Source organism: Caballeronia sp. SL1002 (assembly GCF_057814995.1).
This window is the reverse complement of the sequence record NZ_JBYMUW010000002.1, coordinates 1,566,342-1,580,757: the sequence shown is the minus strand read 5'-3', so window position 1 is coordinate 1,580,757 and position 14,416 is coordinate 1,566,342. Positions and strand designations below refer to the sequence as shown.

Genomic DNA, 14,416 nt, shown 5'->3' with positions numbered 1-14,416 from the left:
CGATGCGCTTCGCCAGTCTCGGCAGCGGCAGCGAGGGCAACGCGTTGCTGGTCGAGGCGGCGAGCGGCGCGACCACCACCCGCGTGCTGCTCGACTGCGGGTTTTCCGCCCGCGAGATCGAGCGGCGCCTCGGCCGCATTGGCTTGTCAATCGGCGATATCGACGCCGTCGTCATTACCCACGAACACACGGATCACATCGGCAGCGCGCTCACGCTCGGCCGTAAATGGTCGATCCCGCTCTATATGAGTTGGGGCACGGCCCGCGCGATCGGCGCGGACGAGGCGCCGGTGGATTTGCGGGTGCTGTGGGGTGACGAGAGCGTCGCTGTGGGCGATCTGAGCCTCTTGCCGTACACAGTGCCGCACGACGCGCGCGAGCCGCTGCAATACGTCTTCTCCGATGGCGCATGCCGTCTTGGCGTTCTGACCGACGTCGGTGTATCGACGCCGCATATCACGAGCGTGTTGAGCGGCTGTGACGCGCTCGTGCTCGAATCCAATCACGATATCGAGATGCTCGCGACGAGCCGTTATCCGGCTTCGTTGAAAGCGCGGATCGGCGGTCTGCACGGCCATTTGAACAACGGTGCGGCGGCCGAGATTCTGGCTTCGCTCGATCGCTCGAAACTGCGGCATCTGGTGGCCGCGCATTTGAGTCAGCAGAATAATCTGCCGGAACTGGCGCAGACGGCTTTGTCGGCGGTGCTGGGCGGCGAGTTGAGCGATGTGATCGTCGCCACGCAGGCCGAGGGCTTCGACTGGCTCACGCTTTAGCGCATCGCCTTAGACGCGATCCGGCGGTCGTATAAGACAACGAATACTCATGCTGCAGACGCAAAAAAACCGGCCCGAGGGCCGGTTTTTTCTTTGCAAGTCTCGCCAGGAGACTCGCGGCAAACCTTACTGGCTTGCGCCCGATGCCGGAGCAGCTTCAGCCGGAGCAGCAGCCGAAGCCGTTGCGTCCGAAGCAGCGGTAGCAGCCGACGATGCGTCGCTTGCAGCAGCCGATGCGCTCGATGCTGCAGCGTTTGCGTCCGATGCAGCAGCAGCCGGTGCCGAAGCAGCCGACGTATCGCTAGCAGCGCCCGGAGCAGCCGTATCGCTAGACTTGTTGCATGCAGCAAGAGCAACAGCAGCCAACAGGGATGCTACGAGGAGAGATTTCTTCATGATCACGTCCTTTTATGGTTAAAGGTAAGCAACAGCGCAAAGTACCGGTAATGTGTGCTCCAACACCGACTTGGGCCGCTGTGGAGACTCACATTTATATTAGTGTGAGACTTACTACGGCTTGGGCGGAAATTATATGCACTTTCGTATCGACCGTCGATAAATGCGGGGCCAATACGTTGTCTTTCTCATACAAACTTTCGCAATGCGGAACAGCAAGACGGACCAAAGACGAAGCCTCAGGCGTCAACCTGAATCCAGCCCGCACAATACCACTCGTGCAGTAACGCTGTCATTGACGAATCGTCCGATAGTGTTACAAACCGTTTCGCTTCAAAACGCCGCAAATCGGCCAGTTCCGGCAGCCATTTTCGCGTATCTGCCGCCATTTTTTCGGCTTCGCCATTCAGAAAATAATGGCGTTTGTCGTACAGCAAAACCGTCTTCCGATCGAGCTTTAAACCGCTCTTTTTCACGCGTTCGATAAAACGCGTTTCGGTGAGCGGCCGCTCCGGTGGATCGAAGACGACGTTCGCCTTCGGCTCGCTTAGATACGTCCCGAGAAACGCCGCGACATCCTTCTCATTCCAGCTAACATTCGCAAGGATCGCGCCAACCCGCTCGATCAGGAGCGCCGGCAGTTCCGCGGGCTTCGTGACCGCGGGTTGCGCCGGATCGCGATACCGAGTGTCCGCGCGCGCCGAATCGCCGATGCGCTCCGCCAGGTGATACAGAAACTGCCCGGTTAGTTCCTGCGTGGAGGGCGCGCGAAAGCCGATCGAACACGTCATGCATTCGCCCTCCGCTACGCCGTCGTGCGCGATATGCGGCGGCAGATACAGCATGTCACCCGGTTCGAGCAGCCATTCTTCCTGCGGTTCGAAATGCTGTAAAACTTTCAACGGCAGTCCCGGTTTTAGCGACAGGTCGCTCTGAGCGCCGATCCGCCAGCGCCGCTTGCCATGCACCTGCAGAAGAAACACATCGTAGGAATCGAAATGCGCGCCGACGCCGCCGCCATCGGTCGCATAGGAGATCATCAGATCGTCGAGGCGCGCGTCCGGCACGAAACGAAAACGGTCGAGCAGGGCGCGCGCGCGATCGTCGTGCAGGTTCGCGCCTTGCACGAGCAACGTCCATTCGCGCTTTTTGACCGGCGGCAATTCGTCGGGCGCGAACGGTCCGTGCTCCATCGCCCAGGTCTTGCGAAAATGCGTGAGAAGGCGCGATTCGACGTCTTCGTCGTCGGCGAGATCGAACAGTTCGTCGCGCGAAAGCGGCGCCTGGATGCCGGGAATGGCCTGCCGGATCAGGAGCGGTTTCTTCTGCCAGTAACGGCGCATGAACTGCGCCGGAGTGAGATTGCCGAGCAAAGGCGTGCGCTCGTCGGGAAGCGGCGCCGCGAAGGGGCCGGGGGAAGCATCAAGGGGCCGCGTCGGCATCGTATAATTCAGGCTTGTATCTTGGAGAATCCAATGAAAATCGCAAAAGACACCGTCGTTTCAGTCGCCTACAAGCTTTCCGACGCACACGGCAATCTGATCGAGGAAAGCGACGAGCCGATGGTCTATCTGCACGGCGGCTATGATGGCACGTTCCCCAAGATCGAGGAAGCGCTCGACGGCCAGGAAACGGGCTACGAGACGCAGATCCAGCTCGAACCGGTTGACGCGTTCGGCGAATACGATCCGGAACTGGTGAAGATTGAAGCGCGCAGCCGCTTCCCTGAACCCATCGAAGTGGGCATGCAGTTCGAAGGCACGCCGGAAGACGGCGAAGATGAACTCGATTCGCTGATCTACACCGTGACGGACGTCGCGGAAGACAAGATCGTGCTCGATGGCAACCATCCGCTCGCGGGCATGGCGCTGCGTTTTGCGCTGAGCGTGCAAGAAGTGCGCGAAGCCACCGACGACGAAAAAGAACACCAGCACGCGCACGGCGCCGAAGGTCTGGAAATCCTCGACGAGGACGAAGACGACGCCGACGAACCGGGCAAGGAATCGGGCCCGACGCTGCACTGAGGCATCGATTTGTTTAGCGAAAAGGGCGCGGCCACGGCTGCGCCCTTTTTGTTTGGCGATCGCGTGTTCGGTGTCTAGGGATTCTGCTTCGCGGGCGGCGCGATGATGTTCGGATCGGCGTTCAGATCCTGCGGCGCGTAGGGTCCGGTGACGCTCGATCCGGACGCGGGAAGTAGCGGCGGCATCGGTGCTGGTGCGCTTAGGATCGGCGGCATCGCGGGCGGTGTGGACGGCGGCAGGGCGGGGGGCGCCGGAACCGATGCGGGCAGATCGTTGCGCGGCTGACCGGGCTGAAGCCGCTGGAAGAACGGCTCGGTGGCGTCCGTCGGCGACGCTTCGACGGGCGCGTCGGGACGCGCGGTCATATTGAGTCGCGTCGTTGCATCGCGTACGCGGACGCGAAACGGCGGACGCCATCCAGAATCCGTCTGGACATCGAGCCATTGCGTCTGCGGCTTTTTAAGCGCCATCGCGATGCGCGTCAAATTCGTGACGACGACACCCTTGTCGTTGCGCAGCGGCTGATCGATCCGGAATCCGAACGGCAGCGGTTCGTTGGTGCCGTGAATCACGATGATCGGGCCGTGAAAAAGCTCGGCCGCCTTCACGAGACTGCGCTTGATCTCGAGAAAGCCGTCGCGGGTCGGATTGTTGCGCGTAAAGCGCAGCCACGCGAAGCGGTCGCGCCGTTCGAAGCGGGCGAAATCCGGATCGCCTTGAATGACGACGACCACCGCGCGCGCCTCCGCGCGCCGCGCCGATTCCACCGCGTGTTCGAGCCAGAACGCGTTCGCGACGCTGCGGTCTTCGAACTCGCCATTGCGTCCGCCCGCGGTCAGGTAGTGGTTGTTCGGGCCGGGCGCGTTCAGCCCGATAAACGCGATGCCGTTCGCCTGCCAGCGCACGTTTTCACGAAACGGCCGAAAGCGGGCGACTTCGCTTTCGCGCGTGACGGACATGGGCGTCTGTCCGAGCGAATTGCCGTCGACGTAGAAAAGCTGGCGCACGAAATCGAGCCGTTCCACGGGGTCGTAGGCGCCTGCTTGCGCAAGGCCGCAATCGGCCCAGTCGTGCTGGCCGGGCAACAGAACGAGCGGCACGCGCGACGCATCGAGGAGCGCGTGGCGCGCGTCGTAGATCGTGTCGCGGCACGGCTCGGCCGCGCCCTTGAGATTGCCGTCGTAGACGATAAACGACGTGTCGCGGTCGCGCCCGATCGTATCCAGCAACTGACGCACCGGCGCTTCGTCGGCGGGGCGCGCGAGTGCGTCGGCGATAACCGCAAAACCTAGTTTCGACGCACTGTCAGGCTGCGCGCGCAGATCGGCGCTCGCCAACGCGATCAAGCTCGCTGCCGCGAGTCCGAGCCCGATGCGCGCGGACAAATGGCGAGCGCGCCGTCTCAGCGGCGCGCTCGCGGCGACGTCGCGCTCAACGCGAACCATCCGCGCCGGACTTCGCCAGTTCGTGCAACTCGTACAGCAGATCGAGCGCGTCGCGCGGACGCAGATCGTTCGGATCGAGCGCGCGCAATTTGTCGAGCACGACGTGCGGCGCGGCGAATTCGCGTTCGTCCGCTTCCGGCTCGCTCGCTTCGGGCGGCGGCGCGGCGAACAGGTCGAATTGCGGCGACGGCTGGCCGATCGACTGTTGCTCCAGATGCACGAGATGCTTGCGCGCCGCGCGGATCACCGCTTGCGGCACGCCCGCGAGTTGCGCGACCTGAAGTCCGTAACTCTGATTAGCCGGACCTTCGCTCACGGCATGCAGAAACACGATGCCGTGATCGTGTTCGACCGCCGATAAATGCACATTCGCGGCCTGCGCGAACTCCGAGGGCAACTGTGTGAGTTCGAAATAATGCGTGGCGAACAGCGTGTAGCAACCGTTATGCGACAACAGATGCCGCGCGATCGCCCACGCGAGCGCGAGGCCGTCGAAGGTCGACGTGCCGCGCCCGATTTCGTCCATCAGCACGAGGCTCGATGCGCTCGCGTCGTTGAGAATCGCGGCGGCTTCCGTCATTTCGACCATGAACGTCGAACGGCCGCCCGCGAGATCGTCGGCGGCGCCGATCCGCGTGAAGATGCGGTCGAGCGCGCCGAAGCGCGCGCGCTTCGCGGGGACGTAACTGCCCGCGTAAGCCATCAGCGCGATCAGCGCGGTTTGCCGCATGAACGTGGACTTGCCGCCCATGTTCGGTCCGGTGATGAGCAGCAGCTTGCGTTCCGGGCGGAGGTCGCAGTCGTTGGCGATGAACTGCTCGACCTGCGCTTCCACGACCGGGTGCCGGCCCTGTTCGATATCAATACCCGCTTCTGCCGAGAACTCCGGCGCGACCCAGTCGAGCGCGCGCGCGCGCTCGGCGAACGCCGCGAGCAGATCGAGTTCGGCCAGCGCGCCGGCGACACGCTGACAATCGCCGATAAACGGCAGCAGGTTTTGCAGCAGCGCGTCGTAAAGCGCGCGTTCGCGGGCGAGCGCGCGTTCCTGCGCCGACAGCGCTTTATCTTCGAACGCCTTCAGTTCCGGCGTGATGTAGCGCTCGGCGTTTTTCAGCGTCTGGCGGCGGCGGTAATCGTCAGGCACTTTGTCGGTCTGGCCGCGCGTCACCTCGATATAAAAGCCGTGAACCTTGTTGTACTCGACCCGCAGATTCGAGATTCCCGTACGCGTGCGTTCCCGCGTTTCAAGATCGATCAGGAACTGTCCGCAATTTTCCGAGATATCGCGAAGCTCATCGAGATCGGCGTCGAAGCCGCGCGCGATCACGCCGCCGTCGCGGATCAGCGCGGCCGGTTCCGTTGCGACCGCGCGCGTGAGCAAATCGAGACAGTCGGGCGGCGGTTCGAGCGAATCGTGGATACGTTCCAGCGCGCTCGAATGCGCCCGCACGCCGTCCCGATGCTCATGCAGCAACGCGCGCAGCGACGGCAGCGTCGCGAACGTATCGCGCAGACTCGACAGATCGCGCGGACGCGCCGACAGGAGCGCGAGCCGTCCCGTGATGCGCTCGATATCGGAGATTTGACGCAGCGCCGTTCGCACGCGATCGACGCTCGCGTCCGCCGGACCGTCGAGCAGCGCGCCGATGGCCTGCTGACGCGCGCGGGCAATCGACGAATCGCGCGGCGGGTGATGCAGCCAGTGACGCAGCAGGCGGCTGCCCATGCTCGAACAGCACGTATCGAGGAGCGAGCAGAGCGTGGGCGATTCGGTGCCGCGCAGTGTTTCAGTGAGTTCGAGATTGCGACGCGTCGAGGGATCGAGGCCGATGTATTCCGATTCGTATTCGACCTTGAGACTGCGCACATGGCGCAGTTGCTGGCCTTGCGTGGCGGCCGCGTAGAGCAGCAGCGCGCCCGCCGCGCCGCACGCGCAGGTGAGCGTCTGCGCGCCGAAACCGTCGAGGCTTGCGACGTCCAGTTGCTCGCAAAGCCGCTGTCCGCCCGACGCGGTGTCGAAATGCCAGGCCGGCACGCGCGTGGTCGCGCCGACGCTCGGCACGCTGAACGACGCGTTGAGATCGGTGATGGAATCCGCGATCAGCGTTTCCGCCGGACGAATCCGTTCCAGCGCCGCGCCGACTTGTTCCGGCGCGACTTCGGCAAGGCGCAACCCGCCGCTCGCGAGGTTCAGCCACGCCAGCCCGACGCTCGTGACTACGCCGCGGCGATTGTGCGACGGGCAGAGCGCGAGCAGGAACACGTCGTTTTTGTCGGAGAGCAGGGCGGCGTCGGTCAGCGTGCCAGGCGTCACCACGCGCACGACTTTGCGTTCAACCGGGCCTTTCGACGTGGCCGGGTCGCCGATCTGTTCGCAAATCGCCACCGACTCGCCCAGTTTCACCAGCTTCGCGAGATATTGCTCGCACGAATGATGCGGGACGCCGGCCATGCGGATGGGATTGCCGCCCGATGCGCCGCGTTGCGTGAGGGTGAGATCGAGCAGCCGCGACGCCTTGACGGCGTCGTCGAAGAAAAGCTCGTAAAAATCGCCCATCCGGTAGAAAACGAGCGTGTCCGGGTGGTCGGCCTTGATACGCAGATACTGCTGCATCATGGGCGTGTGATGCGACAGATCAGCGCCGCCCGGAGCATTCGCGGATTCGTTTTCGGTGGATTTGCTCAAGCTGACAGGAATTTCGGACAATTAAAAAGCTCGCGAACGATGATTTTTTGCGCGTGACGCGAAGAGGTTGCGACACCGAGCGCCAATTATCGCCGCTATGGCGCGGCGCGTCGAATTAGCCGAACGGCTAACGCGCGAAGCCGCGCCAGGCCGCGTCCAGCAATCGCGAACGCAATAAAAAACGCCGGGAAGCCCGGCGTTTTTTATCGGGAAGCGCCGCGAAGGCGCAAAAAACTTACGAACGCCCGGCCAGAAAGCCGACGAGCAGCGCCAGGCCCGCGACCGCGCCCAGCGTCTGCCACGGACGATCGTGGACGAATTCATCGGCGTAACCGGCGGCGTCGTTGAATTTGCCCGTGATGAGCGAACCCGAGCCGTCGAACTGCGAGCGGGCCGCTTTCAGCTTCGACTGGAGATCGCGGCGAAGCTTGTCGGCGTCGATGTCCTTCGCGTCGCGAATCGAGCTATCGAGATCGTCGAGAAGGCTGCGCAGCTGGCTGCTGGCGGTATCGACGGCGTCGCTCGCACCGCGCACGGCGCGCTGGCCGACATTGGCGGCGCCATTGATCTTGCTGTCGAGCGTAGAACGTGTGAACAATCCCATTTACTGCTCCTTTGACGTGTCGAAAAGTATCTTGCGGTCAGAACGAGTGATCTTACGGCATAAATGCCCGAAAATACCCGACGAACCGCACTTTTATAGAAGACTTACATCCTGTACGACCTGAACCGGCCGCAGGCGTTCCCGCCCGGAAACCGGATGGATTGACCATCAGCAAGACTCGTTCCTCGCCGTCATTCTTCAACCAGCGCGCCAAGATCGGCGTCGCGCTCGTTGCGCGCATGGAGGCGCATCGCGAGGAACATCATCACGCACACAAACAGCCCGAACACGACGATGATCCACTGCACAGGCAGTTTCGTCGTCAGCAGATAAGCGTAGGCGCCGAGCATCGCGAGCACGGCGATGTTCTGGTTGAAATTCTGCACGGCGATGGAATGTCCGGCGGTCAAAAGCGTCGCCCCGCGATGCTGCAGGATCGCGTTCATCGGTACGATGAAAAATCCCGACAAGCCGCCGAGCAGGATCATCAGCGGATAGGCCATCAGGATGTACATCGGCGCGAAAAATCCGCCCACGTGAACGCCTGAGCCCGCGGGGAACAGGTCCTTGTTGTAGAACGCCATCGCGATCGCGACGCCGCCCGTGATCAGCCCGACCGGCAACACCTTGAGCGACTGGCGCAGCGGAACCCACGCGGCGGCCGCAGTTGCGCCGAGCGCGATGCCGAGGCCGGTCACGCCCTGCAGCACGGCCGCCTTGGAGAGCGACAAGCCGAGATTGGCGCCCGCCCATTTCAGCACCAGCAATTGCAGCGTGACGGCCGCGCCCCACAGCAGCGTGGTGACCCACAACGCAATCTGCGCGAGCTTGTCCGCCCACAGCACCTTGAAGCAACGCGAAAAATCGCCGATCAACCGCGTCGGTTCGGTCAGCCGGTTCGGGTAACGCGCGCCGGTATCGGGAATGCCGACGTTGATCAGCGCCGCCGCCGCGTAGATCAGCATGACGGCGAACATGGCGGCATCGGCGGCGGTGCGCACGAGCGGCAGATGCTCGGCGGAAATCCATTGATCGACAAGCTGGCTCACCAGCGCGCCGCCGATCACCGTGCCGAGGATCGTCGAGCCGACCGTCGCCGATTCCAGCCACGCATTCGCCGCGATCAGTTTTTCCGGTGGCAGCAGCTCCGTCAAGATGCCGTATTTGGCGGGCGAATACGCCGCCGCGCCGAGGCCGACCACGCCGTACGCGATCATCGGATGCACGCCCGCGATCATCAAAGCGCAACCGGCCGCCTTCAGCGCGTTCGAGATGAACATGACGTGGCGCTTTTGCAGCGCATCGGCGAACGCGCCGACGAAGGGCGCGAGCAGCACGTAGGAAATCGTGAAGAAGATTTGCAGAAGCGGCGTGATCCACGATGCGGAATGCATCACGGTGAGCATGGCGATCGCGGCGATCAGAAGCGCGTTGTCGGCAAGCGACGACACGAACTGCGCGGCGATGATCGTAAAAAAGCCTTTTTTCATGGAGCGTGGGCAGGAGCGGGCGGATCGTTGTCGCGCGGGCGCAGCGGCGGAAAAAGAAACCGCGCGGCCAAGAGATGCACTGTAGCCGAGCGGCGTATTACGTGCAGGGCGTGACCGGCGGCGTTGCACGAAAGGCGCGCGAAATTTCCGAAATGCGGCGCGCCAATAAAAAAGCGGCCGAAGCCGCTTTTTTGTGAACCTGAACTCGGCGAAGCGTTACTTCGCTTCGGTCTGGCGCGTGCGCGAGTACGGGTCGAGGATCTTGATCATCTGCGCGTACACCTTCGGATTGCCCGCGACGATTTCATTGCGATGCAGGAAATCCGATTCGCCGGTGTAATTGCCGACCAGCCCGCCCGCTTCCGTGATGAGCAGGCTGCCCGCCGCCACGTCCCACGCGTGGATGCCTTGCTCGAAGAAGCCATCCATCCGGCCGGCCGCGACGTTCGCGAGATCCAGCGCGGCGGCGCCCGGGCGGCGCAAGCCCGCGCACGATTCGGTCATTTCCGAGAACAGGCGGCAATAGTCGCGCAGTCCCGCGCCGTCGCGGAACGGAAAGCCGGTGCCGACGAGCGCGTCGCTCAGACGGTCGAGCTTGCCGACGCGGATCCGGCGATCGTTCAGGTACGCACCGCGCCCGCGCGAGGCGGTGAAAAGGTCATTGCGGGTCGGATCGTAGATGACGGCCTGCGTCACGATGCCCTTATGAGCCAGCGCGATGGAGACGCAGTAGTACTGGAAGCCGTGGATGAAGTTCGTGGTGCCGTCGAGCGGGTCGATGATCCACTGATATTCGGATTCGCGATGATCCTCACCCGATTCCTCGGCGAGGATGGAGTGATCCGGATAAGCGGTGTGCAGCGTCTCGATAATCGCGGCTTCGGACGCCTTGTCGACTTCCGTGACGAAATCGTTGTGCTGCTTCTTGCTGACCTGAACGCGATCAAGGTCGAGCGACGCGCGATTGATGATCTGTCCGGCGCGGCGGGCGGCCTTGACAGCGATATTGAGCATCGGATGCATGAGCGGAATCCTTTGGGCGCGTGGACGGATGACACCGACACGAACCGGAAATGGGCGACAACGATATCAGTCGACGGAAACGAATTGGAGAAGAGCGGGGTGCCTGGACGCGAAACTGGGCCGCATCGAGCGCACGAACTAGGTATTTTACCTGAGTCGACGCCACGGCGTGATTTTTTGGGCTTTATCCGATGGCGAGCGGCGCTTGTGCGGTTGGTGGCGGCCGCGTCTTTCCGCGCGTCGGGGCGAAGCGGCGATACCATAGCGGGTTCACGACCTCTTTCCCCTTGTCCGCGCTCATGTCATCTCAATCTCAAGCCGTCTCAGATACGCCGATCTCGCACGATGGTTTCGCCACGACCCGTTTCGTGCTCGTCGAGCCGAGCCATCCCGGCAATGTCGGCGCGGCGGCGCGCGCGCTGAAAACCATGGGCTTCTCGCGGCTCGTGCTGGTCGCGCCGAAAATCGCCGAGGTGAAAACGGAGCCGGAAGCGATCGCCATGGCGTCTGGCGCCGACGACGTGCTGGCGTCGGCGGAGATCGCCGGATCGCTCGCCGAGGCGCTTAACGGCGTTCACTGGTCGATCGCGCTCACCGCGCGCACCCGCGAATACGGGCCGCCGCAAGCGCCGCCGCGCGCGGCGGTCGCGCGCGCGCTGGAAGTTGCGGCAGGCGCGGGCGTCGGGAGTATTGCGCTGGTGTTCGGCAATGAGCGCACCGGTTTGTCGAATGCGGACGTCGAGCGATGCAGCGCGCTCGCGCATATTCCGGCTAATCCCGTGTATAGCTCGCTGAATTTGTCGCAAGCGGTGCAGGTGCTCGCCTACGAATTGCGGCTCGCGCTTCTGGAAGGCGAAGCGTCGTCGTCCGGACAGAATGCAATCGACAGCGCGCCGAGCGATGAAATCGAAGGGATGTACGCGCATCTCGAAAGCGCGCTGATCGCGCTCGATTTCCTCGATCCGGCCAATCCGAAGAAACTGATGTCGCGCGTGCGGCGCATGTTCGCGCGCTCGGGGCTGGAACGCGAAGAGGTGAATATCCTGCGCGGGATCGCGAAACATATTTTGTTGCGCGACAAGCGGGGTTGAGCGGCGTTAACGCGCTCAATCGAGCGGTAACGCGCGGATACCCTCCGCGTCGATCCGCAGATATCCGCCGCGCGCCTCGCCGTGGTCGAGTTCCCAATCGGGAATCACCCAGCGCGTGCCGTCCGCCTCGCGATGACGCGCCGGCAGATGCGTGTGTCCATGGATCATCGTGTGCGTGTGCGTGCTCGCGAAGAGGCGCGCGACGGCTTCGCGCGTCACGTCGTATTTCGCCGACACAGGGCGCATCCGGCCGCCTTCGCTTTTGGCGCGCATGCGCTCCGCGATCGAGAGCCGGAGCTTGAGCGGCAGCGCGAGGAAAAGCCGTTGCGCCAGCGGATTGCGGGCGACGCGGCGAAATTTTTGATATCCGGCATCGGCGGTACAGAGCGCGTCGCCGTGAGCGATCGCGATGCGCGTGCCGAACGCGGTGAGCGTGAACGGATCGGGAAGCGGCAACGCGCCGGCTTCGCGCATGAAACGGCGGCCGAGCAGGAAATCGCGGTTGCCATGCATCACGTAGAGCGCGATGCCGCGCTCGGATAGCGTGTGCAGCAATGCCGTCATGCGTCGCGCAAAGCGCGCGATGGGTTGGTCGTCGGGCGCGGCGAGCACGTCGTCGCCCACCCAGAATTCGAACAGATCGCCGAGGATGAAAACGGAGTCCGCGTCGTTCGCGGTCACGCCGATAAAGTGCTCGAACGCCGCGACCGTGTGTGGAATCGCTTCGCTCAAGTGAAGATCGGCGATAAAAAACAGCGGGCGCTGAGTGGTTTCAGCGCCCGCTGTTTGCGCACCGGAATGCGTCGAGTCGTTCATCGCGTGCGAATTAATCGACGACGACTGCCTTCTCGATCACGACGTCGTCCACCGGCACGTCCTGATGGAAACCCTTCGAGCCGGTCTTCACCTTCTTGATCTTCTCGAGCACGTCGAGACCGTCGACCACCCGTCCGAACACGGCGTAGCCCCAGCCCTGCGGCGTCGGCGACGTGTGGTTCAGGAAGTCGTTGTCGTTCACGTTGATGAAGAACTGAGCGGTCGCCGAATTCGGATCGTTCGTGCGGGCCATTGCAAGCGTGCCCTTTTCGTTCTTCAGGCCGTTGTTCGCTTCGTTCGCGATCGGCGCGTCGGTCGGCTTTTGCTGCATGCCCGGCTCGAAACCGCCGCCTTGAATCATGAAGCCGTCGATCACGCGGTGGAACACCGTATTGTCGTAATGACCCTTCTTCACGTAGTTCAGAAAGTTTTCGACCGATTTCGGCGCCTTTTCCGCGTCGAGTTCGATCTTGATGATGCCGTGGTTCGTGTGCAGTTCGACCATGATGAGTTCTCTCCAGTGTTCGGTGAATAAAGCGCGCGCCAGCGAGGCGTGCGCCAGCTTACTGCGGATTTACTTCGCAACCACCGTCGCCGATTCGATGACGATGGGTTTCTGCGGCACGTCGCCCATCGGGCCGCGCGTGGTGGTGGGCGTCGCCTCGATCTTCTTCACGACGTCCATGCCCGCGACGACCTTGCCGAACACCGCGTAGCCGTTGCCGTCCGGATTCGGATAATCGAGGCCGGCGTTATCGACCGTGTTGATGAAGAACTGCGCGGTGGCGGAGTTCGGGTCGCCTGTGCGCGCCATCGCGAGCGTGCCGGCCATGTTCTTCAATCCGTTGCGGCTTTCGAGCGGGATCGGCGCGCGGGTCGGCTTTTCAGCGAAGCTCGCGTTGTAGCCGCCGCCCTGAATCATGAAGCCCGGAATCACGCGATGGAAGATCGTGCCGTTGTATTGACCTGACTTCACGTAGTCGAGGAAGTTCTCGACACTTTTCGGCGCCTTAGCCGGATACAACTCGACGCGGATGTCGCCTTGCGACGTCTTGAAGAGCACGTTCGGAAGCGCGCCTGCACCTTGCGCCGCCGGCTGGGCAAAAGCCGGCGCCTGGGCGATGAGGGCGGCGCTGCCGAGCGCCAACATCAGCAATTTCATTGGAAATCCATCCTCTGGTTAGGGATACGACGGGTGCCACGGGTACATCGATTCAGCGAGATGCTAGCGTGAGGCGTGAGACGTCAGGGCTGCGTATTCGGCACGACATAAGGCGAGGTCGGCAAAGAACCCGACGGGCCGCCGAATGCGCCGCCGAACGGCGATCCGTTGGGGGGCGTCAGCGGCATCCATTGGTCCGAGGGCACAGGCTGCGTGGGCGCAACGGCGGTCGGCACGGCGCGCTTTTTCGGCGCGGGCGAGAGGACCTTCTGGATGTCGGCGGCGCGCTGGCTCGTGAGCGCGCTCTTCGATCCGAGCGCCTGCGCGCGCTTGTACGCGACGCCCGCGAGCCGCAGATAAAGATCGCCGAGATTGTCGTAGGCGAGCGCATAGCCCGGGTTCGCGCGCGTGGCGGTTTCGAGCGCGACGCGCGCCTCGTCGTAACGGCCGGCCTTCGCATAGAGCGCGGCCAGGTTGTTGTACGGCTCGGGCAATTCGGGGTACGCCTGCGTGAGTTCGGTGAACACGGCGATCGCTTCGTCATCGCGATTCAGGCGCGCGAGCACGGTGCCGCGCTTGAACTTCGCCTGCACGTCGCGCGGGTTCGTCGCGAGCCGCGCGTCGAGTTGCTTCAGCGCCTCGTTCCAGTTCTTCTGCGCGATGCTCGCGTCCACGTCCGGCGTTCCGTCGGTGGTCTTCGCGGGGGTCTGCGCGAGCGCCGCGGAGGTGGGCAAAAGGCATGCCGCAAGACCGATCCCCGCAGTGGCGAAGACAGTCGCAGCAAGGGTTGCGGCCCGGTTGGCGATGCTCGGCGCGCGGCCGCTGGAAGGTTTCATAGGCTCAAGTCTGGATGTTATACTCCGACCCATTCTAACAAAACGTCTGCCCGTTCCGTCGAACGTC

General features: G+C 63.2%; 14 protein-coding genes. 3 read left to right on the top strand and 11 right to left on the bottom strand.

Features of this window, described 5'->3' with window-relative positions; translation table 11 throughout:
* The first annotated feature begins 2 nt into the window (after positions 1–2).
* Positions 3–776 (top strand): MBL fold metallo-hydrolase, encoded by a 774-nt coding sequence (locus AC3D25_RS09940; protein WP_488888237.1) that lies wholly within the window; start codon positions 3–5, stop codon positions 774–776.
* 126 nt (positions 777–902) lie between these two features.
* Here AC3D25_RS09940 and AC3D25_RS09935 read toward each other — a convergent pair whose 3' ends face one another.
* Together AC3D25_RS09935 and AC3D25_RS09930 are read right to left on the bottom strand one after the other, a co-directional pair.
* Positions 903–1,172: a hypothetical protein gene (locus AC3D25_RS09935; RefSeq protein ID WP_488888236.1), complete on the bottom strand. Its 270-nt coding sequence runs from the start codon at positions 1,170–1,172 to the stop codon at positions 903–905.
* A gap of 239 nt (positions 1,173–1,411) precedes the next feature.
* The gene (locus AC3D25_RS09930; RefSeq protein WP_488888235.1) at positions 1,412–2,614 is read right to left on the bottom strand and encodes a JmjC domain-containing protein; all 1,203 of its coding nucleotides are present in this window, start codon (positions 2,612–2,614) and stop codon (positions 1,412–1,414) included.
* A 33-nt stretch (positions 2,615–2,647) separates the two neighbouring features.
* Here AC3D25_RS09930 and AC3D25_RS09925 point away from each other — a divergent pair, with 33 nt between their 5' ends.
* Positions 2,648–3,196 (top strand): FKBP-type peptidyl-prolyl cis-trans isomerase, encoded by a 549-nt coding sequence (locus AC3D25_RS09925; RefSeq protein ID WP_488888234.1) that lies wholly within the window; start codon positions 2,648–2,650, stop codon positions 3,194–3,196.
* Positions 3,197–3,270: 74 nt separating this feature from the next.
* On the opposite strand, the gene AC3D25_RS09920 is transcribed toward AC3D25_RS09925, so the two are convergent.
* From AC3D25_RS09920 to AC3D25_RS09900, 5 genes are all read right to left on the bottom strand, one after another.
* Positions 3,271–4,641, bottom strand: a complete 1,371-nt coding sequence (locus AC3D25_RS09920) for a hypothetical protein (protein WP_488888233.1) — start codon at positions 4,639–4,641, stop codon at positions 3,271–3,273.
* On the bottom strand, positions 4,628–7,258 hold the full coding sequence (gene mutS / locus AC3D25_RS09915) for a DNA mismatch repair protein MutS (protein WP_488889657.1): 2,631 nt from the start codon (positions 7,256–7,258) through the stop codon (positions 4,628–4,630). Before mutS ends, AC3D25_RS09920 begins: the two co-directional genes overlap by 14 nt.
* 304 nt (positions 7,259–7,562) lie before the next feature.
* Positions 7,563–7,931, bottom strand: coding sequence for an ElaB/YgaM/YqjD family protein (locus tag AC3D25_RS09910; RefSeq protein WP_488888232.1), 369 nt, complete (start codon positions 7,929–7,931; stop codon positions 7,563–7,565).
* 191 nt (positions 7,932–8,122) lie between these two features.
* Positions 8,123–9,421 carry a lysophospholipid transporter LplT gene (lplT, locus tag AC3D25_RS09905; RefSeq protein WP_488888231.1) on the bottom strand — a complete coding sequence of 433 codons (1,299 nt, stop codon included), beginning with the start codon at positions 9,419–9,421 and terminating at the stop codon, positions 8,123–8,125.
* 216 nt (positions 9,422–9,637) lie between these two features.
* Positions 9,638–10,444 carry an inositol monophosphatase family protein gene (locus AC3D25_RS09900; RefSeq protein ID WP_488888230.1) on the bottom strand — a complete coding sequence of 269 codons (807 nt, stop codon included), beginning with the start codon at positions 10,442–10,444 and terminating at the stop codon, positions 9,638–9,640.
* A gap of 299 nt (positions 10,445–10,743) precedes the next feature.
* Here AC3D25_RS09900 and AC3D25_RS09895 point away from each other — a divergent pair, with 299 nt between their 5' ends.
* Complete coding sequence (locus AC3D25_RS09895) at positions 10,744–11,535, top strand: RNA methyltransferase (RefSeq protein WP_488888229.1); 792 nt, start codon at positions 10,744–10,746, stop codon at positions 11,533–11,535.
* Positions 11,536–11,550: 15 nt separating this feature from the next.
* Here the strand turns inward: AC3D25_RS09895 and AC3D25_RS09890 are convergent, their stop codons facing one another.
* From AC3D25_RS09890 to AC3D25_RS09875, 4 genes are all read right to left on the bottom strand, one after another.
* The gene (locus AC3D25_RS09890; RefSeq protein ID WP_488888228.1) at positions 11,551–12,351 is read right to left on the bottom strand and encodes a UDP-2,3-diacylglucosamine diphosphatase; all 801 of its coding nucleotides are present in this window, start codon (positions 12,349–12,351) and stop codon (positions 11,551–11,553) included.
* 10 nt (positions 12,352–12,361) lie between these two features.
* On the bottom strand, positions 12,362–12,856 hold the full coding sequence (locus AC3D25_RS09885) for a peptidylprolyl isomerase (protein ID WP_488888227.1): 495 nt from the start codon (positions 12,854–12,856) through the stop codon (positions 12,362–12,364).
* 69 nt (positions 12,857–12,925) lie between these two features.
* Positions 12,926–13,513 carry a peptidylprolyl isomerase gene (locus AC3D25_RS09880; RefSeq protein ID WP_488888226.1) on the bottom strand — a complete coding sequence of 196 codons (588 nt, stop codon included), beginning with the start codon at positions 13,511–13,513 and terminating at the stop codon, positions 12,926–12,928.
* Between the two features lie 83 nt (positions 13,514–13,596).
* On the bottom strand, positions 13,597–14,349 hold the full coding sequence (locus tag AC3D25_RS09875) for a tetratricopeptide repeat protein (protein ID WP_488888225.1): 753 nt from the start codon (positions 14,347–14,349) through the stop codon (positions 13,597–13,599).
* Positions 14,350–14,416: the final 67 nt, after the last annotated feature.

Excerpts from the sequence above, each read along its gene's own strand:
- AC3D25_RS09885 (WP_488888227.1), bottom strand. The coding sequence starts at position 12,856 with ATGGTCGAACTGCACACGAACCACGGCATCATCAAGATCGAACTCGAC.
- AC3D25_RS09900 (WP_488888230.1), bottom strand. The coding sequence starts at position 10,444 with ATGCATCCGATGCTCAATATCGCTGTCAAGGCCGCCCGCCGCGCCGGA.
- lplT (WP_488888231.1), bottom strand. The coding sequence starts at position 9,421 with ATGAAAAAAGGCTTTTTTACGATCATCGCCGCGCAGTTCGTGTCGTCG.
- AC3D25_RS09875 (WP_488888225.1), bottom strand. The coding sequence starts at position 14,349 with ATGAAACCTTCCAGCGGCCGCGCGCCGAGCATCGCCAACCGGGCCGCA.
- AC3D25_RS09880 (WP_488888226.1), bottom strand. The coding sequence starts at position 13,513 with ATGAAATTGCTGATGTTGGCGCTCGGCAGCGCCGCCCTCATCGCCCAG.
- AC3D25_RS09890 (WP_488888228.1), bottom strand. The coding sequence starts at position 12,351 with ATGAACGACTCGACGCATTCCGGTGCGCAAACAGCGGGCGCTGAAACC.
- AC3D25_RS09920 (WP_488888233.1), bottom strand. The coding sequence starts at position 4,641 with ATGGTTCGCGTTGAGCGCGACGTCGCCGCGAGCGCGCCGCTGAGACGG.
- AC3D25_RS09910 (WP_488888232.1), bottom strand. The coding sequence starts at position 7,931 with ATGGGATTGTTCACACGTTCTACGCTCGACAGCAAGATCAATGGCGCC.
- AC3D25_RS09895 (WP_488888229.1), top strand. The coding sequence starts at position 10,744 with ATGTCATCTCAATCTCAAGCCGTCTCAGATACGCCGATCTCGCACGAT.
- mutS (WP_488889657.1), bottom strand. The coding sequence starts at position 7,258 with ATGATGCAGCAGTATCTGCGTATCAAGGCCGACCACCCGGACACGCTC.
- AC3D25_RS09940 (WP_488888237.1), top strand. The coding sequence starts at position 3 with ATGCGCTTCGCCAGTCTCGGCAGCGGCAGCGAGGGCAACGCGTTGCTG.
- AC3D25_RS09930 (WP_488888235.1), bottom strand. The coding sequence starts at position 2,614 with ATGCCGACGCGGCCCCTTGATGCTTCCCCCGGCCCCTTCGCGGCGCCG.
- AC3D25_RS09925 (WP_488888234.1), top strand. The coding sequence starts at position 2,648 with ATGAAAATCGCAAAAGACACCGTCGTTTCAGTCGCCTACAAGCTTTCC.
- AC3D25_RS09935 (WP_488888236.1), bottom strand. The coding sequence starts at position 1,172 with ATGAAGAAATCTCTCCTCGTAGCATCCCTGTTGGCTGCTGTTGCTCTT.